This window comes from Hymenobacter puniceus, assembly GCF_014333525.1.
Lineage (GTDB): Bacteria > Bacteroidota > Bacteroidia > Cytophagales > Hymenobacteraceae > Hymenobacter.
Genome location: NZ_JACSCX010000001.1, coordinates 375,135 through 399,528 on the forward strand (window position 1 = coordinate 375,135; position 24,394 = coordinate 399,528).

The following is a 24,394-nucleotide window of genomic DNA, read 5'->3' on the forward strand; positions in this document are numbered from 1 at the left end:
GGCAGCCGGTTTTTTCGGCGTAGAGTAAACGTGGAGGCCACTATTGCGTCTATTGCTCTTGGTGACTTATCCTGCCGCTTACTTTCCGCTAATGCTCAAACACTTCCTTGCTGTTATTTTTCTGCTGACGGCCACGCTGGCAGCACACGCCCAATCCTCGCTTAGTGGCCGTATTGTTGATGGCACCGACCAGTCGCCGCTGATTGGAGCCAACGTATTGGTGCGGGGCCTGTCGGCTGACTCGGTGAAGAACGGCGCGGCGGCCGACGCCGACGGCAACTTCGCGATAAGTGGCCTGCCCAACGGCCGCTACCAGCTCACGATTTCGTTTCTGGGCTACCAAACACTGCAACGGCAGCTGACGCTGAGCGGGCAGCCGCTGGCGCTCGGCAATCTGGTGCTGGCGGCCGGCGGTGTGGCGCTGAAGGGCGTGGAAGTGGTGGGCAAAGCGGCAGCAGCCGTTCAGAAAGGCGACACGGCCCAGTTCAACGCCGGCTCGTTCAAGACCAACCCCGACGCCAACGCCCAGGACCTCATCACCAAGATGCCCGGCGTGACCGTGGACCCGACCAACGGCAAGGTGCAAGCCCAGGGCGAGCAAGTGCAGCGGGTGCTGGTGGACGGCAAAGAGTTTTTCGGCAACGACCCCGACGCGGTGCTCAAGAACATTCCGGCCGAGGTCATCGACAAGATTCAGGTGTATGACCGCGCCTCCGACCAGAGCCAGTTTACGGGCTTCGACGACGGCAACCAGCAGAAAACCATCAACATTGTTACCAAGCCGCAGTTTCGCAACGGCAAGTTTGGGCGGGTGCTGGCCGGCTACGGCCCCCAGGACGACCGGTACCGGCTGAGCGGCAACCTCAACCAGTTCAAAGGCAAGCAGCGGCTGAGCGTGGTGGCGCAAAGCAACAACGTGAACGAGCAGAACTTCGGCACCGAGGACTTGCTGGGCGTGGTGGGCACGTCGTCCGGCGGTGGTGGCGGGGCCCGCGGCGGCCGCGGCAGCGGCCAGGGCGGCCGGCCCGGTGGCGGGGGCCAGGGCGGCGGCGGCAACAACTCCGGCGACTTTCTGGTGAACCAGCAGGGCGGCATCAGCAAAACCCACGCGCTGGGCCTCAACTACTCCGACACCTGGGGCACCAAAACCGACGTGCAGGGCAGCTACTTCTTCAACCTCTCCGACAATACGGCCCGCACCAACCTGCTGCGCCGCTACGTGGCCCCGCAAGGCTCCACCGATGATCTGCGCTACAATGAACTGTCGCAGAACGCGAGCCGCAACATCAACAACCGCTTCAATCTGCGGCTGGAGCACAAGTTCGATTCGGTGAACTCGCTGATCTGGCGGCCCAGCCTCTCGGTGCAGCGCAACACCGGCAACAGCGGCCTCGACGGGCGCACGTTCCTGAGCACCGGCGACGTGGCCGGCGAAACCCAGGGCGCCAACACCAGCACCTACCGCTCGGCCCTGACGGGCATCACGGCGGCCAACCAGCTACAGTACCGGCACCGTTTTGCCAAGCGCGGCCGCACGGTTTCGGTGGGCCTGAACACGACGTACAACGACAAAGAAGGCGACAACAACCTGCTGTCGTCGACGTCGGCGGTGGGCGGGCGCACGACGCTGCTCAACCAGTTTTCGGAGCTGACGCAACAAGGCTGGGCCTGGACCGGCAACGTCAATTACACCGAGCCCATCAGCCGGTTCAGCCAGCTGCAGGCCGAGTACCGCGTGTCGTACACGCCCAATGAGTCGGACAAGCGCACCTACGATTTTTCGCCGGGCGAGCAGGCCTATTCCATCCTCAACGACACGCTCAGCAGCGTATTTCAGAGCCGCTACCTTACCAATTCCGGTGAGCTGACCTACCGCTACCAGAATAAGGAGCTGCAGTGGACCGTGGGCACGGCCGTGCAGAACGCCCAGCTGCGCTCCGACCAGGAGTTTCCGCGCGCAGCCCTCACGGAGCGCAGCTTCCTGAACGTGTTGCCCAACGCCACGGTGCGCTACAACTTCTCGAAGCAGCAGAACCTGCGGCTCAACTACCGCACCAACACCAACGCCCCCAGCATCAGCCAGCTGCAGGAAGTGGTGAACAATGCCAACCCGCTGCAGCTCACCACCGGCAACCCCAACCTGCGCCAGGAGTACCGCCACAACCTGTTTCTGCGCTACTCCTCGGCGGTGCCCGAGAAGTCCACCTCGTTCTTTGCGCTGATTGGCGGTTCTTACACCAACAACTACATCACCAACAACACCATCTACGCCGGCACCTCGCCCGTGACGGAGGGCGGCATCGTCATTCCGGTGGGCGGCCAGCTCACGCGGCCCGTCAACGTCGATCAGCAGTATACGCTGCGCTCGTTTCTGAACTACAGCCTGCCGCTGAGCTTCGTCAAGTCCAACCTCAACCTGAATGCCAACGCCACCTACTCGCAAACGCCGGGCTTGGTGTTCAGCGAACTGAACTACAGCCGCACGCCGTCGTTTGGGCTGGGCGCGGTGCTGAGCAGCAACATCAGTCCCGAGCTGGACTTCACGCTGTCCTCGAATTCCAGCCAGAGCTACGTGCGCAACTCGCTGCCCGGCCAGGTGGACCGGCAGTACTTTCGGCAGAACACCAGTCTGCGCTTTTCCTGGATCATTGTGAAGGGCGTGACGGTGCAGTCCGATGTGACGCACCAACTCAACCAGGGCTTGTCGGCGGGTTTCAACCAGAACTTTGTGCTCTGGAATGGCTCGGTGGGCAAGAAGCTGGGCGCCAAGCAGCAGGCCGAAATCAAGCTCTACGCTTTCGATTTGCTGGGCCAGAACAACAGCATTCAGGTGAACAACACGGCCGCCTACACCGAGGACGTGCAAACCAACATTCTGCAGCGCTACCTCATGCTGATGTTCACCTACAACATCCGCAGCTTTGCCGGCGCCGGCCCCGCCGATGCCTTACCGGGCGGCGGCGCCCCCGGCGGACGGCGCGGCACAGGCAACTTCGGTCAGCCTAGCGGCCCGCCTCCCGGGGGCGGCATGTAGTCTGATTCAACAGCAAAAGCGTCGGCCCGGCCGGCGCTTTTTGCATTTCACTGGGTTCAGGAAATAATTGGGCAACGCCGTGGTTGAAGTAGCGCCAAGTGAGTCGGCTTCCGGGCAGTGTGCAACCCAATCTTTTCAGAGGTAAAAGCGCTGGCTGGTGTAGTGGTTGGTTCAAGCTTAATGCAGTATAGCAGGGCTATTTGTGCCAATTCCCGCGTTTTTTTCCTCTACTTTGTAAGCGTCGGAGTCTGGTGAGCACAAGTCACGAAGCCAGAGCTGCGCTTGTTGCCTGTTATGAAAAGAATTGTACTCCTACTGCTTTGCTGGCTGCCGCTGCTGGCCGCTGCCCAAAGTGGCCCTCAAAGCGTACCTGTCCCGGCCAACTTCGACTTTGCCGGCCTGCACCTGCGCCTCACGGAAGGCGGCCGCCGGGCCGTGCAGCAGAAAGTAGATGCCCTACGCAGCCACCCGGCCTCGTTTCAGGCCCGCGTGAACCTGGCCGACGCTTACTTTCCCCTTATTGAGCGGGTGTTTCAGGAAGAAGCCCTGCCGCTGGACTTCCGCTTTCTGGTGATTCAGGAAAGCGGCCTGCAGGGCGACGCCCAGAGCATCCACGACGCCGTGGGCTACTGGCAGTTCAAGCGCGAAACCGCCGCCGACTTTGGCGTGGTGATGAACGACGTGGTAGATGAGCGCAAGCACATTGTGGCGTCCAGCAAAGCCGCCGCCAAGTACCTCAAGCGCAACAACCAGGCGTTGCACAACTGGCTGAACACGCTGCTCAGCTACAACCTGGGCTCGGGCGGCGTGAAGTCCTACACTCTGCCCACCGACTACAACGCCACGGAAATGCAGATTTCCGAGCAAACCCACGCCTATATCCTCACGATGCTGGCACATAAGCTGGCCTATGAGCCCGCCGTGGGTCACAACCCTAAGCCGCAGCTGCAGCTGCAGGAGTTTCCGGCGCCTCCCGGCCTCTCGATGGCCAGCATTGCGCAGAGCCTGCAAACCGACCCCGCCGAAACCGCCCGCCACAACCGCTGGCTGCTCACGCCTACTGTACCTACGGACCGAGTGTACACGATGCTGGTGCCCATTACCGACCCGCTGCAGCAGACGGCTCTGGCGGCGCAGCAGAAAGGCGCTACCGCCGGCCAGCTGCTCAACCAACCCAAAACCGACCCGCAGAACGCCGATTACGTGCGCGTGAACGGCATTCGGGCACTGGTGGCGCTGCCCGGTGAAACCAAGGAAAGCATGGCCAAGCGCGCCGGTTTGAAGGTGCGCAAGTTCATGCAGTACAACGACCTGTTTGCCTTCGACAATATTATAGTGGGCCAGCCTTACTTCGTGCAGAAGAAGCGCGACAAAAGTGAGGTGGAATACCACGTGGCGCAGCCCGGTGAGAGCGTGGCCACGGTGTCGCAGAAGTACGGCATCCGGGCTAAGGCTATCTGGGCCAAGAACCGCATGCCGCGCAACGAGGAGCTGCGGGCCGGCCGCATTTTGTGGCTGCAGCACACTCGCCCCAAAGACGTGGCCATTGAGTACGCCGATAGCAAAAACGAAAAAGCGCTGGCGGCTTTCGAGCGGCCTTCAGCGGCCCCGACTCCTAAAGTGGCTCCAGCCACTCCAGCCGCTGCCTCAGCGCCGGAAAAGCCAGCCGTGAAAAAGCGCCGCATCGACGAAACCGAGCCGTACCGCGGCAACACGGCCAGCACCATGCGGGAGCTGGAAGATGCCACCGAAACAGACGATTCGCCTGCTTCCGGGGGCGTAGTTACGCAGCCTGATTCTGCTACTGACGCCACCACCGAGAACCTGAACGAACTGGGCGCCGAGCCGGCTGCACCGGCTGTAGTTGCGCCCGTTCCGGCTCCTAAGTCAGCGCCGGCGCCGGCCGCAGTTGCGCCAGCCGCTGCTTCTGCTCCAAAACCAACGCCAGCTCCGGCGCCCGTGACGGCACCAGCGGCGGCTTCTGCTACTCCACGCCCTGTAGCCGCCACGCCGCCAGCGCGCAAGCCCTTGCCTGCCTCCACTCCTGTTGGTGATGAGCCTGATGAGGAGCCAGCTGCCCCGGTAGCAACACCAGTAACTACGCCGAAGCCGGCCGCCAAGCCAACCACGGCCGCTGCTACTGTGGTTGTGCCGGCTGCTAAGCCGGTTACGACGCCCGCCCCGCCACAAGCCCGACCGCTGCCGCCAACCATGTCTGCTCCCGCCGCAGGCCCGGTAGAAGCAGTGCCCGCCAGCGGCCTGCACACAGTGCAGCCCAAGGAAACACTCTATTCCGTGGCCCGCCGCTACGGCCTGCGTCCCGCCGACCTGATTGTCTGGAACAATCTGCCCCAGAATCCGTCGTTGCGGCTGGGCCAGGTGCTGCGCGTAACAGCGGGCACCAGCACTTCGACAACCCCGGCCACCTCGGCAACTGCGCCGGCCACTACCAACGCAACGGCAACTCCGGCGGTGGCTATGGTGCGGCACACGGTAGCCGGTGGCGAATCGATGTATGCCATTTCGCGCAAGTATGGCGTTACCATCAAGCAGATTATGGAGTGGAACAACAAGGCTGACTTCAACGTGAAGCCCGGCGAAGTGCTGCTGGTGCAGCCAGCCAAGTAACCAGCTGGAGCCTTGGCCTGTGGCTGGCATCAAACGGCTAGAAGTGCGGATTTGCCTGACCAAGCGGTACCAGACTGCCCTTATTTCCTTTTCTGAGTTCTTCTGTATTTTTCTTCTGATGCGTTTTCTTTCCCGGATTCTAACTTTTAGTAGTCTGCTATTGCCGCTTTCCTTGGCGGCGCAAACCCAGCAAACTGCTCCGGCTGTTCCGGTGGCCCCCGTGGCGCTGTCCGAAGATTCGGTACGGGTGATGTCGGGGCTGGTGCAGGCCAGCGTGCGGCAGCTGCGCGCCATCTACTACGAGCCGGATGATGCCCGCGCCACCCAGCTCGTGGAAACCGCCCTGCTCCAGATTCCGGCTTACAACCAGCGCCTGAGTTCCTACACTTCCAGTTTGCCGCGCGAGCAGCAGCAGCTATTGGCCCAGCGCCTGCGCCAGCAGCCCTGGCAGATTGAGCTGCAAACGCTGTTGCGCAGCCCGCAGTACAAGGATTTCAACCTCCGCACGGCCCGCAGCCCCACCCTCAAATCGGCTTCCGATCGGCTGGCGGCCACAGGTTTCCTCGGTACCAAGCCCAATGCCGCTAAGCCAGCCGCCAGCACCGCCGCCGCCAAGGCTACGCCCACCACTAGCCCCGATAAAACAATTAATGCTAAACCGGCTGTGGCCGCTCCAGCTGCCAAAACGCCAGCTGTTGTGGCCAAACCAGTATCAGGCAATGCACCTACCGCAGTGCCAGGCAATGCCCTGGCAGCTACGCCAGCTAAACCAACCGCGGCCATCGTGCCAGCCAAACCGGCACCAGCCAAGCCCACCACCAAAGCAGTGCGGCACCATACAGTAGCCAAGGGCGAAACACTTTTCGCTATTGCCCGCCAGTATGGCGTGAAGCCGGCCCAGCTGCTAAGCTGGAACAGCAAGTCTGACAACAGCGTGAGAATCGGGGAAGTGCTGACTATCCAAACGCCAGAATAGTTGATATCCGGCAACTGGCTGCGTGCTATACTACACTGATTCGACCGCACGACGCAACAGAAAAGGCCGCCTTAACGGGCGGCCTTTTCTGTTGGTGAGTTACAGGTGGCTATGCCAGCGCCAATTCCGGCACTGATTTAGGTGCACGCGCAATCCGGCGGGTGCGGGTGCGGAGCAGCGCCACTACTTCGGCGTCGGAGTTGAACTGGTTTTCCAGGTTCACAAAGTTTTTTGCCAGCAAGTCGTAGCGCCGCGTCATCAGGTAGGCGAAAATGTGCAGAAAGTGAATCCCGTCGAACACCACGGCTTTGTTTTGGGCGTAGTGGGCCACGTTTTTCCGGAAATGCGTTGGATGCTCGCTCCAGTGCAGGGCCGGCTTGAGGTGGTGGCTGATGTGGTAGCCGTCGTTCCAGCACTTGTGGTTGTACTTGGTGTTGATGCACGTCACGCTGTTGGTGTAGCAGTTGGCGGGGTCGGCGGCATCAATAAAGGCGTGCTGGCTCCAGTTGCCCAGCATCATGATGGTGCGCGTGACCAGCACCGGCATAATCAGCACGGCAATGGTAGCGGGCATATTCACGAAACCCAGCACCACGCAGGCCACCAGATACACCACTTCACCGCGTAGCAGCCGCGTCCGGAACGTGTGCTTGTTGGTGCGACCCAGGTACTGCACCAGCTTCGGGATGCCCAGCACGAAGAAATCGGCAAGGTAGCGGCCGAAGCTGGCCAGCGAGTCGCGCTGGTAGTACATGGTGGAGCTGCCGTCGTCGGGCAGGTTGTTTTCGGGGTGGTGCATGCCCATATGGTGGGTGAAGTACGTTTCCGGTGTCTGCCCAAAAAACGGCCCGATTACCCACGGAATGTAGTGGTTGAGGTAGCCATACTTCTTCTTGAACAGGATGCGGTGACTGGTGCAGTGCAGCATCAGCCCGAAAGGCCCCTTGAAGAAAAACGTCGTCAAACCCAGGAATACCGCAAACACGGCCCACCACAGGCCTCGGTCGAGGCCGGGCACATACAGCAGCGCCACCAGCGGCAGAATCGTGAGCGAGATTTCCAGCATCAGGTACACAAACGGCAGGTCGCGCTTGTCCTGGATGAACTGCTGAAGGAAAGCGCCGGAGCGCGAGACAGGAGCGGCCTGGTTGTAAACCGGGTCGGTGGAGGCAAGCAGATATTTCATGCGTGATATTGGCCGGTACGAGCGGCCACAAAAGGCAGATGATGTAAATAGACAACTATCTATAGGATTGTCGGCCCGTTTTTTCGGAACCTATAAATGCCGGCTGGTGCTAATCATCAACCGGATATCGTGCGCCGGCTATATCACCTGCTGCTATGCTAACCCCCAGCATCTGAAAAAGATTGCGGAGCACGCAACAAGATAGGCGGTTCGTGCAGCACACCAGCCGGAACACCGGCGTCGGCTGGCACTTAAGAAGCGGCGCTGGCCACTATAAACCCAGACATAACCACTGAATATTGCGCCATCCTTGGTGAGGGCGCCTCAGCAGCAGCAGGCACCCACCAGCCAACTCACCTCTTCTGGTGATACGCCAAAATCCATTGCCGCGCAACCTTTCCCGGCCGCTAATTCGTGGGTAATGTATTTACAGTGAAGCCAAGTTCTGGCAGCGTTGCCATAGTATCTGGAAACTACTATCTGGGTCGCGTACTGCATCCAGCCATTCCGTAATGTTGGCATCTGCTACCAATTCGCCAAAGCTTTGGGCTATAAATCATCTGGCGCACGCGCAACCTCGTCCAGTAATTCGCGCCGAGTTTCCAACACATAGATGATATCTTCCCAATCCTGGCTCCAGCGCTTGTCGGTTGCTCGCGCATACATGGCTTCCAGCTTTGTCGCTATAAAATGAGGGGCATCTAATAGTTGAATCTCTATATCGCCAAGTGGCAATTGATACCGTACGCTGCTGGCCATACCACTGGGGTACCATCGGTTTACGGTACTACCCAGCACTGTGCCGCCATCAGCTGGCATAATATCTACCACGTATTCCTCTAACGAGCCTGGGTTCTGCCAGCACCAACGAATTTGAATACCGCTTTCTCGATCGTGCCGAAAACCGCGCTGCCGCAATTTCTCTTCCAGGTCAGTGAACTGAGCATAACTGGCCAAATCAATTATGCAGTCGACATCATCGGTTGGGCGAGGATCAGGAACTACTGGATTTGTAGCATACAACCCTACGGTAACACCACCTACAAAAACAACCTGTGGCAGCAAATCGCCGAAAGCCAGCGCAACGGCGCGTAAAGCTATGATATGAGTGTATTCCATCAGATACGTAATAGTCGCTTTAATTCTTCCCGCGCCAGATTTATCTCCCTGCTACGGCCAACTCGCAAAGCATCTGTAAGCGCCAACAGTTGATACAATTGCTCGTTCTGCACAACTACATCAGGCACAGTCCGGAAAAGTGGTTCAATAGCCTGTCCACGCACCTCTCCTTCTTCATGAGGCCACACATACTGCTCAGTAGCTTGAATAATATCACTTAGTGGCGGAGCAGAATGTGCAGTGGGCACCCCTCTTGTCAAATGACCAGGCTTGACAGGAAATACGTACTTGATGCCATAAATCAGGAACTCATAGAGTGCCTGACGAGCGACCTGTCCAGTAGCTAAACGGCCTGATCCTATCAGCAAACCAGCGAAGCGGCTGCGTCTGATGGAGTGGCCTATCTCTGCTTCACTGATCTGCAGAGTAGAGCTGAGTTCTTTGGCCTTGATACTGGTAACGAAGCGTAAGCCCTTCGGAAACTGTTCGCTTGTTGGAGAGTACCCCCTTACTGCCAATTCCAACAGCACGACAATATCCTGCGGACGCATTCCACTGTGTGGGCGCATACTTGCCATAGATTGATATCTTGTGTCAATCACAAATTTACAATTTGTAAATTGTAAACTACCTATCTTTTAGCGCGGCCCTGCCAAAATCCGTTGACGCACAATCTTTCCTGGCGGCTGATTCGTGGGTAACTTTACTTCACGCTTCGCGCCCTAACGGCGTGGTGCCGGTCGCCCATGCCCGTTTTCTCACACCTTCACTCGCACACCCAATATTCCCTGCTCGACGGCCAGGCCAGCATTTCGGCCCTGATGAAGAAGGCCCAGGCCGACGGCATGCCGGCCGTGGCCCTCACCGACCACGGCAACATGTTCGGGGCGTTCAACTTCGTGGCCGAGGCCAACAAGTACAACGTGAAGCCAATTGTGGGCTGCGAGTTCTACATGGTGGAGGACCGCCACAAGAAAGCCTTCAGCCGCGAGAAAGGCGAGCGGGACAAGCGCTACCACCAGCTGCTGCTGGCCAAAGACCAGGCCGGCTACCACAACCTAAGCAAGCTCTGCTCCATGAGCTTCATCGAAGGCGTGTACAGCAAGTTTCCGCGCATCGACAAGGAGTTGCTGCTCAAGTACCACGAGGGCCTGATTGCCACTAGCTGCTGCATAGGGGCCGAGATTCCGCAGGCCATCCTGTTTCAGAGCGAGGCCAAAGCTGAGGAGCTGCTCAAGTGGTGGCTGGATGTGTTCGAGGACGACTACTACATCGAGATTCAGCGCCACGGCCTGATGAACTTCGACGGCACCGGCAAAAGCCAGGAAGACGTGAACCAGGTGCTGTTGGGCCTGGCGAAGAAGTACAACGTCAAGGTTATCTGCACCAACGACTCGCACTATGTGGAGCAGACCGACTTTGCGCCCCACGATATTCTGCTGTGCGTGAATACCGGCGAGGAGCACAGCATCCCCGTTGGCGACTTCCAGACCCAGTATTTCCGCCTGATTTCCCAGGACAACAAGGTTCACTACGACCACCTCGACAACCTGCGTCACCTCTCCGGCCAGGATGCCACCATCCGCCGCCAGCTCCAGCGGATTGATGAGGAAGCACAGAGCCCCAAGCCCCGGGCGCGGTTCGGTTTCGCCAACGACCAGTTCTATTTCAAGAACCAGGCGGAGATGAACGCGCTGTTCAGCGACGTGCCGGAAAGCGTGGACAACACCAACGAAATCGTGGACAAGATCACGCCGCCGGTGCTGCAGCGTGATATTCTGCTGCCCAACTTCCCCCTACCCCCCGAGCACCCCACGGCTGATGCCTTCCTGCGCCACCTCACCTACAAAGGTGCTTTCGAAGGCCCCAAGCGCCGCTACTCCGACCGCACCCCCGAGATTGAGGAGCGCCTCGACTACGAGCTGCGCGTGATTGAGACGATGGGCTTCGCCGGCTACTTCCTCATCACCCAGGACTTCATCAACCACGGCCGCAACAATGGCGTGGCCATTGGGCCAGGCCGGGGCTCGGCGGCCGGCTCGGCGGTGGCTTACTGCATCGGCATCACCAACATCGACCCGATCAAGTACTCGCTGCTGTTCGAGCGTTTCCTGAACCCGGAGCGTGTGTCGATGCCCGATATCGACATTGACTTCGACGACGTGAACCGCCAGCGCGTGATTGACTACGTGGTGGACAAGTACGGCAAAACCCAGGTGGCCCAGATCATCACCTTCGGTACCATGGCCGCCAAATCCAGCATCAAGGACGTTTCGCGGGCCATGGAGCTGCCGCTGCCGGTGGCCAACGACCTGGTGAAGATGGTGCCCGACCAGGTGGGCACCACCCTGGCCAAGGCCTTCGCCGAAAACCCCGAGCTGGACTACATCCTGCGCGACGACGCCCCCGACAACCTGCGCGGTCAGATTCTGCGCCTGGCCCACAAGCTGGAAGGCTCGGTGCGCAACACCGGCATCCACGCGGCCGGCGTCATCATCGCCCCCGACGACATCACCAAGTACATTCCCGTCTCCACGTCCAAGGATTCCGACCTGCTTATCACGCAGTTCGACGGCAAGGTGATTGAGAGTGCCGGCATGCTAAAGATGGACTTTCTGGGCCTCAAAACCCTGACCATCATCGTCGATGCCATCAACCTGATCGAGAAAAACCACGGCGTCAAAATCGACATCGACGAAATCCCGATTGACGACCAGAAAACCTACGAGCTCTACCAGCGCGGCGACACCATCGGCACGTTCCAGTTCGAGAGCGAGGGCATGCGCATGTACCTCAAGGACCTCAAGCCCACCAACATCGAGGACCTGATTGCCATGAACGCCCTGTACCGGCCGGGCCCGATGCAGTTCATCCCGAACTTTATCAACCGCAAGCACGGCCGCGAAACGGTAGACTACCCGCACGAGCTGCTGGAGCCCATCCTGAACTACTCCCAGGGCATCATGGTGTACCAGGAGCAGATCATGCAGACAGCCCAGATCCTAGCCGGCTACTCCCTCGGCGGCGCCGACTTGCTGCGCCGCGCGATGGGTAAGAAGGACATGAAGAAGATGGCCCTGGAGCGGGAGAAGTTCTGCGCGGGCGCCGAGAAGCTGCATGGCATCAAGGCCAAAAAGGCCAACGAGGTGTTCGACGTGATGGAGAAGTTTGCGGCCTACGGCTTCAACCGCTCCCACTCCGCCGCCTACTCGGTGGTGGCCTACCAGACCGGCTACCTCAAGGCCCACTACCCCGCCGAGTACATGGCCGCCGTGCTCACCAACAACATGGGCGACATCAAGAAGGTGACGTTCTTCATCGAGGAAGCCCGCAAGCAGGGTGTGGCCGTTCTTGGGCCCGACGTGAACGAATCCATCCTGAAGTTCAACGTAAATGCCCAGGGCCAGATTCGCTTCGGCATGGCTGCCATGAAGGGCTCAGGCGAGGCCGCCGTGGAGGAAATCGTGAAGGAGCGGGAGAAAAGCGGCCCCTATGCCGACATCTTCGACTTTGCGCGCCGCGTGAATTTGCGGGCCGTGAACAAGAAAACCTTCGAGAGCATGGCCCAGGCCGGCGCCTTCGACTCGTTTGAACGCTACCACCGCCGCCAGTTTCTGGAGGCCCCCGGCGGCGACCAGAACCTCATCGAGAAGGCCATGAAGGTGGGTCAGCAGCACCAGGCCGCCAAGGAATCGGCCCAGCAGAGCCTGTTTGGCGGCGGCGGCGGCGAAATGGCCATCCCGATGCCCAAAATTCAGGATATCGAGCCCTGGAGCCCCACTGAGAAGCTGCGCCGCGAAAAGGAAATCGTAGGCTTCTACCTCTCGGGCCACCCCCTCGACGACTTCAAGCTGGAAATCGACTCCTACTGCACCTGCGGGCTGGATAAGATTGAGAGCTACAAAAACCGCGACGTGACGGTAGCCGGCCTGATTTCCAACGTGCAGTTCAAGACCACCAAAACCGGGCAGCCCTTCGTGAGCTTCAACGTGGAAGACTACGAAAGCAGCCTCAACCTGGCTTTGTTCCGCGACGACTACTCCAAGTTCTCGGCCCTCATCAACCCGCGCAACTACGACAAGGAGCAGGTGCCGCCCATGTTCATTCGGGGCAAGTACGCCCAGCGCTTCCGCGACTCCGACCAGTTCGAGTTCAAGATCATGACCATGGAGCCGCTGTTTAACGTGGCCGAAAAGCTCGCCAATGGCGTGCGCGTGCAGCTGGATCTGCGCACCATCACCGAGCCCTTCATGGACCGCTTCATGGAAGCCGTGGAAGGCTGCGCGGGCTCCAAAAAGCTCGAAATCAAGTTCGCCGAGCCCCACGAGCACCTGGCCGTCGACACCTATTCCCGCCGCTACCGCATCGAGCCCAAGGAGTTCATCCGCAAAATGCGCGAAATGGAAATCGACGCCTGCCAGCTGATTTAGCAGTTTGTGAGACGCTTGTAAGCTCAAGCGTTCTGCCACCAATTCTCAGGCATAGCAGTTGGGCTTACAAGTGTCTCACGCATGAACTATCTATTTTGCCAGCTACTACAACCGATTCTTTACCTCTGTCGAATGACGCTATTTCTACGTCTGTTCTTTTTTTATTTATCCGTCATTCTGTGGTTATCCCTTCCCAGGCAGGCGCAGGCGCAGATTTATTATCTTGAGTTAGACCGGCAAAAGATTACGTTGCCCAACCGCACGATACAGGTTGAACAAGTGGTGGATGGCCGCCCCGGCAAACCTACCATTGGGATAGTGTACCGCACCCTCAACAATCGGCCGGCCGCCGTACTGTTTCGCAATGGTGTGGAAGCGGAGTTCAGCGAGTTCTTGCGGGAACAACTGCCGGCCCGCCCCGCTGACCATCCGATTGTACTGTGTCTGCGCCAGTTGCGCGTGAGTGAGCAGCTCAATGGCGTAACCGAAGCGGCCAACGCTGATTTGGCAGCCGACGTGTACGCGCATTTACCCGATGGCTACCATTTCATGCGGAGCGTAGGGGCTCGTACGTCCAAACGTGCCCTCGAAACTACCTCGTTGCACCAGCAGCACGTAGCATTGCTGTTACAACAGTGTTTAGAGCAGCTTACGGAAGCCGATTGGACGCAGGCATACAGTTCGCCAGTTCGCACCCTCAAGCAGTTGCCTACTGATCTGCCTGCTGCCAGCCTGACTGTGGGCGCTATTACCCGGCTCCCGGCTATTCTGCGCGAAGCGCCACGGCGGGGCGTATATTTCACCTTTGCACAGTTTCTGAGCAACCAGCCAGAGCCTAATATCCAGATCAGACTGGATACGTTGCCCTCCCGGCGTTGGCGCGGTGGAACAGGCCGTGTCTTGTGGGGCGGCACCACCCGATTTGAGGCGTTTGTGGTAGCTAACCCCAACCAACGACTCGGACAGCAACAGGCCTTATCGACCGAAGTTTGGGGCTTTTCTGATGGGCAGCAGGTATTTGTGCAGCACGAGAAAATGTTTTATCCGCTGGTACGACAAGCCAATTTCTTCACTTTTATAGGCGAAAGACCCGCAGACATTGAGTACCTGCGTGCCCGCAGCCAAGCACAGGCAAGGGCCGGAATAATTGGGACGGCCACAGTGCAGGCCCAAGACCACAGCGGCGAGCCCACGCCATATGCAGTGGATATGCGTACTGGCCAGTCGGCTCCTTTCCCCGACCCGTTGCGTGCCCTTCCGGCCCGCACCGATACGGCCTACATCTATCTCTACCGCCAAGCTGATACGGCAGTAACACCAGTATCCGTGTTTATCGAAGGCCGTGAGGTGGGCCAGCTTCAACCTAACTCCTACTTAGAGTTGCCCTGGCCCTATTACGCCCGCCTCATGCGCCTTTGTCTGGGCCTGCCCGCTGCTGCGCCCTGCCAACTGCTGGTACCCGATGCAGCACGTCCCAATTACCTGCGCATCACCCCTGCCCCAACTGACGGCATATTTTGGCAATGGGTAGATGCAAAGCAGGGCGAAGCCGACTTAGACGCACTTGATAAGCTCGGCGTACCCGTGGAGAAGTAAGAATGCGGCTGGTGTTCCTTCAAGACTATTTTTCAGGCATTTATCAAGGCCAGAATGCGTCATCTATCTTCCCGATTCCTGTTGCTCGTCCGGCTTTGTGGGCTGGGTTGCGGCTTGGCTAGCTGCCGCGTAGAGCAGCGGCTGTTGCTGCCGCCTTCTACCGATTATCAGGCGTCCGCCGAAATTCCCGTCACCAATGACACCGCTCGGCCGGCCTTATCCACGCTTCCACTTACGGAGCTTAAGCGCAATTTGCGTGTCCGGCCTGCCACAACCCTGGTACTGAAGCCCCTGGCCCACCCCCTACTGCCGCGGGCATCTGCTGCTAGTGCCCGAATATCTGTCCGCCGCTACCAGACACCGCGGGCGGAAGCGCTGCATCGGCGGCAGCCTACGGAAGGCGGAGTGGTGTTTGGCGTGTTCCATTTGCTCCTGTTGCTGGCCGGGGCCGCTTTATTCGTAGTCTTGGGTCTGATCTTGTTCCCGGTGAGCACCATACTGGGGCTATTTGCCTTCGTGGTGGCCCTTGCAGGTGTGGCTGGCGCGGTGCTGGATATCATCCGGATAGCCCGCTGAAAATAAACTTTCAATTTTTATTGAAAGTTTGAAATACTCCACTACATTTGAACCATGCAACTCGACGAAGCCAAGCGCAAGTTCATTGAAGGCTGGGGCACCCTGGGCTCGGCCTGGGGTGTGAGCCGCACAATGGCGCAGGTGCACGCGCTGCTACTGGTGTCGCCGGGGGCGCTGAGCACCGAGGACATCATGGAGCAGCTGCAGATTTCGCGGGGCAACGTGAACCTGAATGTGCGCGCCCTCATGGACTGGGGCATCGTGCGCAAGGAGCTACGGCCCGGCGAGCGGCGCGAGTTTTTCTCGGGCGAAAAGGACATCCACCGGGTGGCCACCCTCATTTTGCAGGAGCGCCGCAAGCGCGAACTGCAGCCCATCATGCGGGTACTAGGTGAAATCAGCGAGGTGGAACCTTCCCCCACCGCCACGCCCGAGGAAACGGCTGCCTTCACGCATATGATCGGGAGCATCCAGAGCTTTGCCAACTTCGCCGACCGGGCCGCCTCCACCCTCATCAAAGCGGATGAAAACTGGTTTCTAAGCACCTTCATGAAACTGATGCGGCCGGGGCCGTAGGGCTTCGGCATACTTTTTTTTGACTATTATATTTCAATAATTATTGAAAGTTTGATATATACGATTACTTATCGGCCGGCGAAATCCCATTTCTCTTTCCTTTTTCAGCGTGTTTTATGGAACCCCCATTTCTTGTTCTGGCCGGCGGCACGGGCTTTTTGGGCCGGCACATTCGGCACTACTTCACCAAGGCCGGCTACCGGGTCCTGACGCTCAGCCGCCGTGCCACCGGCCCCGATGAGCTGACCTGGGATGGCCGCACACTGGGCCCCTGGGCTGCTGCCCTGGAAGGCGCCGCGGTAGTGCTCAACCTGGCCGGCCGCTCCGTCGACTGCCGCTACCATGCCGTCAACCGCTACGCCATCCTGCGCAGCCGCACGGATAGCACCCGGGTGCTGGGAGCCGCCATTGCGGCCTGCCGCAACCCGCCAGCGCTGTGGCTGAACTCTTCTACGGCGACTATTTATGAGAACACCACTGATGTGGCACCAGCCAACACAGAAGCCACCGGCCGGGTCGGGCGAGGGTTTTCGGAGATGGTGGCGCAGCAATGGGAGGCCGAGCTCAACCTGGCCGACACGCCGCATACCCGCCGCGTGGCGCTGCGCACGGCCATTGTGCTGGGTGCCGATGGCGGCGCGCTGCCCATGCTGGCCCGACTGGCGCGCTGGGGCCTCAGTACGCCGCACGGCCACGGTCGGCAGTGGGTCAGCTGGCTGCACCTCGAGGATTTCTGCCGGGCCGTGGAGTTCCTGGTGGCGCATCCGGCGCTGGTGGGCGCGTTCAACCTGTGCGCCCCGGAGCCGTTGCCCAACGCGGCTCTTATGGTTCTGCTTGATGCACACTACCGCCCGCGCTGGCACCTGCCGCAGCCCCGGTGGCTGCTCGAATTCGGCGCTTTCTTGCTCCGCACCGAAACCGAGCTGCTACTGAAAAGCCGCAAAGTAGTGCCGCAACGGCTGCTGGAGGCTGGCTTCCGGTTCCGCTACCCTGGCTGCTCTCAGGCATTGAACGACTTACTCCCGCAGTTGCCCTAGCCGCTCAACCGGACCCACACGGCTTCTCACCTCATCACCATTTACCTCATCACCGTCCTTTTTTCACCTTTCAACCCCCAACGTCATGAACTATTATCTGCTGGTTTACGGAGTCTATCTGCCCGTCACGGTGCTGCTCACGGTGTGGGTGGCGCGCACGCTCTTCACCAACGGCCGCACTTTCTTGGTCGATATCTTCCACGGCAACGAGCCTTTGGCCGACTCCGTGAACAAGCTGCTGCTCACCGGCTTCTACCTCATCAACATCGGCTACGCCACTCTGATGCTACGTAGCACCGACGAAATCGGGAGCTACCAGCAGAGTGTGGAAGAGCTCAGCATCAAAATTGGAACGATTATCCTGATTCTCGGTGGCATGCACTTCTTCAATCTGTATGTGTTTTACAAGCTGCGCAGCCGCGCCCAGGACTATTCCAACGCCCTCAACTTCGTGGTGAATAAGCCCGAGAAATAGCCACTGGCGGGGCCGGCGGGCACTTTGCTTCCTAGAACAAAAGTCACCCGGCCCCACGCCTCGTTCAGCAGCCGATGCGCACAATTAGTCGAAGTGAACTTTCCCGACGCAGCCTTGTTGAAACGCAATCTGCTACCTTGCGGCCCCAAGAATCGTAAGCAGTAATTTTCAACGTCACACAAACCCCCTTCCGTCATGGGACATAAAGCCATCGAAATTACCGATGCTAACTTCGATCAGATCATCAACTCCGATAAGCCCGTTCTGGTGGACTTCTGGGCCGAATGGTGCGGCCCTTGCCGCATGGTGGGCCCGGTAGTAGAAGAGCTGGCCGGCGAATATGAAGGCAAAGTCGTTATTGGTAAAGTTGACGTAGACGCCAACCCGCAGACGTCGGCCAAGTTTGGCATCCGCAGCATTCCTACGCTGCTCGTGTTCAAGAACGGCCAGGTAGTTGACAAGCAGGTAGGTGCTGTTCCAAAGCACGTACTAGCCCAAAAACTCGACGCTCAGGTAACTGCCTAAGCATTCCTGTTTGCTCTTCGGCAAGCGCAAAAAGCCCGGATTTGCTCAGCAGATCCGGGCTTTTTGCGTGCTATGCTGCTGCCATAAGCCCAGCTAGCGGCGGGGCCGGGTTTGGGCGTCGCGCTTTTGGCGGTAGAGTACCCGGTCGGCTTGGCGCTCTTCCCTGCGGATGCCCTGGCGCTCCGCGGTGGTAACTACGCCGTCGGCGCGGGCCCCTTGCCGGGCCTGGCGGGCGTCGGCCTGTTGGGCCTGGGCCCGGGCCGCCTCGGCGCGGGTCAGCTGCCCCGATTTCACGCCCTGCCGGATGCGGGCCTGGTCGTTGTGGGGGCGGGCGGTCTGTGCGAAGGAGGCGGTGGTAGCCAGTAAGCTCAGCGCGGCCCCAAAGAGCAAGGCAGAAGTTTTCATGGTCAGGCAGATGAAGGTGAAGCGTGCGTACCGCCTTTAGAAAGTAGTGGCAGCGGCAGGTTTAACGCCCACTCAATACATTTCCTCGGGAAGGGCTGCCCGCGCCTCCGTAGGGGGCACCTGGGGCGGCCGCACACCATTGAACAGCGAGAAGCTCGGCGAAAAATGGATGGGCACCGTGAAAGTCATGGCCGTGGGCACATGGTACTCGCGGCCCGGTTGGAAGGCCGGCAGGCTGGCCACCACGCGCCGCGCCTCCTGGTCGGTTTCCGGCGAGAGGCCTTGCACCACCTGCACCTGTCCCACGCGGCCCTGCTCATCTACAGTGTAGCTCACGTAAACCTTACCGGTAATGCCCTTGCGGCGCGAATTGCGCGGGTAGTTGGTATTGCGGGCCACGTAGTTGAGCAGCGCCGTTTCGCCGCCCGGAAACTGCGGCAGCTCCCGCTTCTGCAGCTTGCCCACATATGGCGAGCCGTCTTCGTTGAAAAACGCCAGCGCCGGCCCTTTCTCGCGGCTAAGCAGCTCCAGGGAGCTAAGCTGGCCGGTATCATAATAGTAGCGCCACTCGCCCACGGCCCGGCCGGCGGCGTAGTTGCCTTTAGAGCGTTTCTGCCCGTTGCGGTGCACACTGATCCAGGTGCCGCTGCGCTGGCCATTGAGGTACTCGCCACGCTGGCGCACCCGGCCGTCTTCGTACCACGCCACATACACACCGTCTGCCTCATCGGCGCGGTAGTGCACCTGGGCGGCCTTGGCACCATTCGGATGGTACCAGGTGAGCAGGCCCGCCCGCACGACTGGCTCAATGGAGCTGAGCGTACCCCGTAGCAGTAGCGTGCCTGTCAGCGAGAATTCCCGCATGGCATAGGTGCCCAGCAGCTCATTTTTGCGGTCGATAACCCGGTAGTGCGTGGCGCTGTCCGGCACCGTAGCTTCGTCGTGGCTATTAAGATATATGGCCGGCATGCTTTGTCCCTGGGCTTGCCTCACGCCAGCCAGCAGGCATACACACGACACAATTAAATAGGCTTTCATGGACGAGAAGCTGCAGAAATGAGTTCAGGAAATATACCATTTCTTCTACTGCCAGCCAAGAGCCTTGGGAATTGTTCATAAAAATACTTCTACATTCCTATCATATTTTACTGATGAAGTCAAGCGTTGCTTTTTCTTCTTCTTATCTTCCTACATTCTCAAGTATTGCCAGCCTGCGTGTTTTTTCGCCGGGCCACACCACGGCTTTATAAGCTACCAGCCTAGTCCGCGCGCAAAAAGGCCGCGCCCTAGTGTAGGGCACGGCCTTTCAGCAAACCAGCAACCATTTATAGCAGCTGAATGGGCCTGTTAAGCGACTCCTCCAGCGAAATAAGGGTTTCCGTACGCTCGATACCCTCGATGAGCTGCATCTGCCCATGAAGCACCTCGCGGAGGTGTTGCGTGTCGCGGCACCGGATACGGGCAAAGATGCCGTAGGCTCCGGTTGTGAAGTGGATGCTCACCACCTCTGGAATCTCGCGCAGTTGGGCCGCTACGCTGGCATACACCGAGCTTTTCAGTAGGTAGATACCTAAAAAAGCATCTACTCCATATCCCAGCTTCTGGTAGTCAATCTCCAGAGTGGCACCTTTTACAATGCCTAACTCCTCTAATCGCGCCATTCGCACGTGTACTGTGCCTCCAGAGACATGCACTTTACGGGCAATTTCCGTGTAAGGCATCTTCGCATCATGGATCAGCAAATCCAGAATCTTGCGGTCGGTGTCGTCAAGTTCGTAATTCTTAGCCATTTTAGAGGTGTGTGATTATATATATTCGAATTACAAAAGGTGTTTTTCAAAAATATTGTAAATTTTCAGACAAACGACTGCTAAAATTTTACAATTGGGGGCAAACATCTACATTTGTTGTAATCCTACGCAAACGGCTTGGGATTCTCATTGTAGAGTGATGAAACTGGCAGACATGCCCTCCTCTCTCGGGGGTGGTGATTCGGGAAAAACTGGTCCGGCGGCCGGCTAACCACACCGTGGAGGTTCGAATCCTTCTTCTACAGCTGACTGGGTGGGACATGTGAGGAGGAAAAAGTGGAGCGTATCTGGGTGGGTGCGTTCTTTTTCAAGAGGCGGCATCTGGGTGGGTGCCGCCTTTTTTTTGTCCTGTCCCCTCACTGTACATTCCATTTCTAGGGGTGTTGTGCCGGCGCCACTTCAAATCGGGTGCAAAGAACGCAAAATAAGAGCGGCAAGGCTACCAGCCCATCAAACAAAAGCCCAGTCTGTGACATAACTCACAAACCGGGCTTTTTATTTGGCGTCATCTTCCTAAAACTGACTACTTGTAAATCTGAATCTGGCTTTTGCCATCTGCCTTGATAAACCCGCGGTACATCCCCTCCGAATTGAAAGGCATGGCAAGGTTGCCTTGCCGGTCCAAGGCAATCAGGCCACCGTCGCCGCCCATTTTGGCTACCTTATCGATGGTGGCTTGTGCGGCTTGCGCCACGGGCTGCTGCTGAAACTCCACGCGGGCCGCTACGTCCCGGGCCACCGTCGCCCGGATAAAGTACTCGCCCCAGCCGGTGCACGACACGGCGCACGACTGATTATCGGCATAGGTACCGCAACCGATGATGGGCGCATCGCCGACGCGGCCGTAGCGCTTGTTGGTCATGCCGCCGGTGCTGGTGGCCGCAGCCAGGTTACCATATTGGTCGAGAGCTACGGCTCCCACCGTCCCGTATTTCCTGCCCTCCGTGAAGATCAGACTGGCTTCCTCATTTTGGCTGGGCACGGAAACGGCGCTGGTGGGTTTTCCGGCCTTGGTTTTTACTTTCATCTTGGTGGGCGCTGCCGGAGCCGCTTTGGTAGGCGCATTCAGCTGATCGGGGGTGCCGGCGGCTCGGTCTTCAGCCAGCGCCTTCTGCAGCTGGTCGTAGCGGGCCTGAGTGAAGAAGTAGGAGGGCTCAACAATAACCAGCCCTTTTTCGCGGGCGAACTGCTCGGCGCCTGGTCCGGTCATCATTACGTGCTCCGACTTTTCCATCACGGCGCGGGCGGCCGTAATGGGGTTGCGTACGACCGTCACGCCGGCCACAGCGCCAGCCGCCATATTCTGGCCGCTCATGATGGCAGCATCCATTTCATTGCGGCCTTCGTGTGTAAACACGGCTCCCTTGCCCGCATTGAACAGCGGCGAGTCTTCCATTACGCGCACGCTGGCTTCTACAGCATCAAGCGAAGTTCCGCCACGCTTCAGAACGGCGTAGCCTGCCTGCAGGGCCTGGTTGAGGGCAGCGTTGTAGGCTTGCTCTTTTTCGGGCGTCATGTTGGCGCGCGTGATAGTGCCGGCTCCGCCATGAATGACGAGCGTAATGCGCGACGGATCGGGGGCAGCAGTAGGGGAAGCCGGAGCAGCAGATTGCGCGTGCAGCACGGCAGGTGTGGCCAGCAGGAGCAGCGCCAACAGACGGGTACGAAGAAGCATAGTGAGGCGGAAAATAGAGTGGACAGCAAACCGAATGCGGCCGTAAGATAAAACCCCGCTCCGGACTATTGCCGGAGCGGGGTTTTGCCGCTTTACACAGAAAAGAAATTAAGGGTTTTTCTGGCGGTAGCGGGCCAGGCCGGCATCCAGGAACCGGATGAACGCCTCTACATCGGACTCGTAGGCGACGGGCGTGGCCAGCGTATGGGCCAGGTCGGCGGGAGCAGTCGGGTCGAGCAGCACGTAGAACGGCTGGGCGTTTACGTTGAAGCCGGAAAGCTGCAGATCCGCGTTTTTCTTGCCCAGCGTGGTTTTCTGCTTACTGTCGTAACTGGACGTATACCACTCGCTCTGCGGCAGGTCGGTTTTATCATCCACGTAAAGCGCTACCACTACAAAGTTGTCGCGGAGACGCTGTAGCACCCGCGGATCCTTCCAAACGGTGGCTTCCATCTTGCGGCAGTTCACGCAGGCGTGGCCGGTGAAATCAATGAACAGCGGCTTGCGCAGGGCGCGGGCGCACCGCTGGGCCTGTGCCAGATCGAAGTAGCCGCGCAGGCCGTGGGGCAACTCCAGAAACTCTTCGTAGCGGGGTGCTTCGCAGGCGGCGTTGAGGGGCGTAGCAGCCGCAGCGGGGCTGCCCACGGTACCGGCCAGCGAGAAGTCGTTGCGGCTCTGGGGAGGCAGGTAGCCGGCCAGCAGCGGCAGCGGCGCCCCAAACAGGCCCGGCACCAGGTAGGTCATAAAGCTGAAGGCCAGCACCGCCATCAGCAGGCGGCCGACGCTCAAGTGGGGCAGGTCGGAGTCGTGCGAGAGTTTGAAGCGGCCCAGCAGATACAAGCCCAGCAAGCCGGAAAGGGCAATCCAGAACACCAAGTACAGGTCGCGCGGGAGCAGGTTCCAGTGGTAGGCCAGGTCGGCCATGCTCAGGAATTTCAGGGCCAGCATCAGCTCCACGAAGCCCAGTACCACTTTCACGGTATTCAGCCAGCCACCGGAGCGGGGCAGGCTTTTCAGCCAGGCCGGGAAGATGGCAAACAGCGTAAACGGCAAGGCAAAGGCTAGCGAAAAGCCCAGCATCCCAATAACCGGCGTGAGGCGCTGGCCCTGCGCGGCCATCGTCAGGATGGTGGCCACGATGGGGCCAGTGCACGAAAACGACACCACCACCAGCGTAAGGGCCATGAAAAACACGCCGCCCCAGCCGCCTTTGTCGGCTTGCGCGTCAATGCTATTGACCATGCCGTGGGGCAGCGTGATTTCAAATAAGCCCAAAAACGACAAGCCGAACACGATGAATACCGCGAAGAAAATCAGGTTGGGCAGCCAGTGCGTGCTGATCAGGTTGAGGCCGTCGGCCCCGAGCAGCACTGTCACGAGCAGCCCTACTACCACATAGATGAAGACGATGGACAGCCCGTAGACCACCGCCTTGAGGATGCCGCGCTGCCGGCTATCGGAGCCACTCGTGAAAAACGACACAGTCATCGGAATCAGCGGAAACACACAGGGCGTGATGAGCGCGCCCAAACCGAACAGGAAAGCACCGAAGGCAAATCCCAGCAGCCCTGTTTTGCCGGCATCTGTGGGCACAGTTGCGGTGGCCGGAGCTGCTTCGGCAGTAGCAGCCGTAGTAGCCTCCGCGACGGTAGCAGCAGTGTCAGTAATAGCCGCAGCTGTTGCTGGTGGCCCGGCAGCCGTGTCAACGGAAGGGGCAGCTACGCCTGGCACAGTAGTGGCCGCAGTGGCCGCAGGGCTGGCAGGGGAGGCAGCAGCGGGCGGGGTAGCAGCCGGAGGAGCAGTTGCCGCCGCAATGGCCGTGCCCGTCACCTGAAGAGGACCAAAACTCAGGTTTTCCTCGCCTGGAATGCAGCGCCCATCGATATCGGTGCAGGTCTGGTACTCCACATTGGCCTGCACCGTGAGGGCGCCAGGCTGCAGCAGCCGGATACGCTGGCGTATCTGGCCGGTTTTATCGAAGTAAGTGATGTCGCCTTTGAAAACGTCGTCGTACTTCTTCTTGGAATTAATGGATTTTGGCTTGCCTACCAGCTCGTAGGCCGGGCTCTTAGTGAAGCTGAACGTGAATACCGTGGGCCCCAGGTCGGGGTCGAAATCGGTGGCGTAGAGGTGCCACTTGTCGTCGATGCGGGCATTGACAATAAGGTCGACCTCCTCCCCCACTTTGGCCGTTGGCTGGCTTAGGGCTACGCTCAGCTTGGTAGGTGTCAGGATCTGGGCGGCAGCACTGCCGGCCATGCTTAGCACGAGCAGTAACGGCAGCAGGAAATAAGTGCGGAAAAACATCATCGAAAAGAAAAACAGCGAAAAGGCAGGCCGGCAAA

General features: G+C 59.2%; 18 protein-coding genes. 10 read left to right on the forward strand and 8 right to left on the reverse strand.

From position 1 onward, the window contains the following. Positions 1–91 precede the first annotated feature (91 nt). The 3 genes from H8B14_RS01570 (at position 92) to H8B14_RS01580 (ending at position 6,638) form a co-directional block, all read left to right on the forward strand. A complete protein-coding gene (locus tag H8B14_RS01570; RefSeq protein WP_187313875.1) occupies positions 92–3,034 on the forward strand; it encodes a TonB-dependent receptor in 2,943 nt (980 codons plus the stop codon). A gap of 294 nt (positions 3,035–3,328) precedes the next feature. Continuing rightward, a complete protein-coding gene (locus H8B14_RS01575; protein ID WP_187313876.1) occupies positions 3,329–5,662 on the forward strand; it encodes a LysM peptidoglycan-binding domain-containing protein in 2,334 nt (777 codons plus the stop codon). Between the two features lie 118 nt (positions 5,663–5,780). Then, positions 5,781–6,638 (forward strand): LysM peptidoglycan-binding domain-containing protein, encoded by an 858-nt coding sequence (locus H8B14_RS01580; protein ID WP_187313877.1) that lies wholly within the window; start codon positions 5,781–5,783, stop codon positions 6,636–6,638. Between the two features lie 109 nt (positions 6,639–6,747). Here the strand turns inward: H8B14_RS01580 and H8B14_RS01585 are convergent, their stop codons facing one another. The 3 genes from H8B14_RS01585 to H8B14_RS01595 form a co-directional block, all read right to left on the reverse strand. Beyond that, a complete protein-coding gene (locus H8B14_RS01585) occupies positions 6,748–7,824 on the reverse strand; it encodes a fatty acid desaturase family protein (RefSeq protein ID WP_187313878.1) in 1,077 nt (358 codons plus the stop codon). Positions 7,825–8,373: 549 nt separating this feature from the next. Continuing rightward, the gene (locus H8B14_RS01590; RefSeq protein WP_187313879.1) at positions 8,374–8,943 is read right to left on the reverse strand and encodes a nucleotidyl transferase AbiEii/AbiGii toxin family protein; all 570 of its coding nucleotides are present in this window, start codon (positions 8,941–8,943) and stop codon (positions 8,374–8,376) included. Continuing rightward, positions 8,943–9,512 carry a hypothetical protein gene (locus H8B14_RS01595; protein ID WP_261989843.1) on the reverse strand — a complete coding sequence of 190 codons (570 nt, stop codon included), beginning with the start codon at positions 9,510–9,512 and terminating at the stop codon, positions 8,943–8,945. Before H8B14_RS01595 ends, H8B14_RS01590 begins: the two co-directional genes overlap by 1 nt. A 177-nt stretch (positions 9,513–9,689) precedes the next feature. Here H8B14_RS01595 and dnaE point away from each other — a divergent pair, with 177 nt between their 5' ends. From dnaE to trxA, 7 genes are all read left to right on the forward strand, one after another. After that, the gene (gene dnaE / locus H8B14_RS01600) at positions 9,690–13,373 is read left to right on the forward strand and encodes a DNA polymerase III subunit alpha (protein WP_187313880.1); all 3,684 of its coding nucleotides are present in this window, start codon (positions 9,690–9,692) and stop codon (positions 13,371–13,373) included. Between the two features lie 132 nt (positions 13,374–13,505). After that, on the forward strand, positions 13,506–14,969 hold the full coding sequence (locus H8B14_RS01605; RefSeq protein ID WP_187313881.1) for a hypothetical protein: 1,464 nt from the start codon (positions 13,506–13,508) through the stop codon (positions 14,967–14,969). 54 nt (positions 14,970–15,023) lie between these two features. Next, entirely contained in the window at positions 15,024–15,545 is a 522-nt protein-coding gene (locus H8B14_RS01610) for a hypothetical protein (protein WP_187313882.1), read from the forward strand. 54 nt (positions 15,546–15,599) lie between these two features. Continuing rightward, a complete protein-coding gene (locus tag H8B14_RS01615; RefSeq protein WP_187313883.1) occupies positions 15,600–16,121 on the forward strand; it encodes a GbsR/MarR family transcriptional regulator in 522 nt (173 codons plus the stop codon). 116 nt (positions 16,122–16,237) lie between these two features. Next, the gene (locus tag H8B14_RS01620; protein WP_187313884.1) at positions 16,238–17,158 is read left to right on the forward strand and encodes a TIGR01777 family oxidoreductase; all 921 of its coding nucleotides are present in this window, start codon (positions 16,238–16,240) and stop codon (positions 17,156–17,158) included. Positions 17,159–17,243: 85 nt separating this feature from the next. After that, on the forward strand, positions 17,244–17,633 hold the full coding sequence (locus tag H8B14_RS01625; protein WP_187313885.1) for a hypothetical protein: 390 nt from the start codon (positions 17,244–17,246) through the stop codon (positions 17,631–17,633). Between the two features lie 195 nt (positions 17,634–17,828). Further along, on the forward strand, positions 17,829–18,158 hold the full coding sequence (gene trxA, locus H8B14_RS01630) for a thioredoxin (RefSeq protein WP_187313886.1): 330 nt from the start codon (positions 17,829–17,831) through the stop codon (positions 18,156–18,158). Between the two features lie 93 nt (positions 18,159–18,251). On the opposite strand, the gene H8B14_RS01635 is transcribed toward trxA, so the two are convergent. The 5 genes from H8B14_RS01635 to H8B14_RS01655 form a co-directional block, all read right to left on the reverse strand. Further along, positions 18,252–18,563, reverse strand: coding sequence for a hypothetical protein (locus tag H8B14_RS01635; RefSeq protein ID WP_187313887.1), 312 nt, complete (start codon positions 18,561–18,563; stop codon positions 18,252–18,254). A gap of 72 nt (positions 18,564–18,635) precedes the next feature. Beyond that, on the reverse strand, positions 18,636–19,601 hold the full coding sequence (locus H8B14_RS01640) for an energy transducer TonB (protein WP_187313888.1): 966 nt from the start codon (positions 19,599–19,601) through the stop codon (positions 18,636–18,638). 287 nt (positions 19,602–19,888) lie between these two features. Continuing rightward, positions 19,889–20,353, reverse strand: a complete 465-nt coding sequence (locus H8B14_RS01645) for an Lrp/AsnC ligand binding domain-containing protein (RefSeq protein WP_044016376.1) — start codon at positions 20,351–20,353, stop codon at positions 19,889–19,891. 544 nt (positions 20,354–20,897) lie between these two features. After that, complete coding sequence (locus H8B14_RS01650) at positions 20,898–22,049, reverse strand: isoaspartyl peptidase/L-asparaginase family protein (protein WP_187313889.1); 1,152 nt, start codon at positions 22,047–22,049, stop codon at positions 20,898–20,900. Between the two features lie 108 nt (positions 22,050–22,157). Next, positions 22,158–24,359, reverse strand: coding sequence for a protein-disulfide reductase DsbD family protein (locus tag H8B14_RS01655; RefSeq protein ID WP_315984789.1), 2,202 nt, complete (start codon positions 24,357–24,359; stop codon positions 22,158–22,160). Positions 24,360–24,394 lie beyond the last annotated feature (35 nt).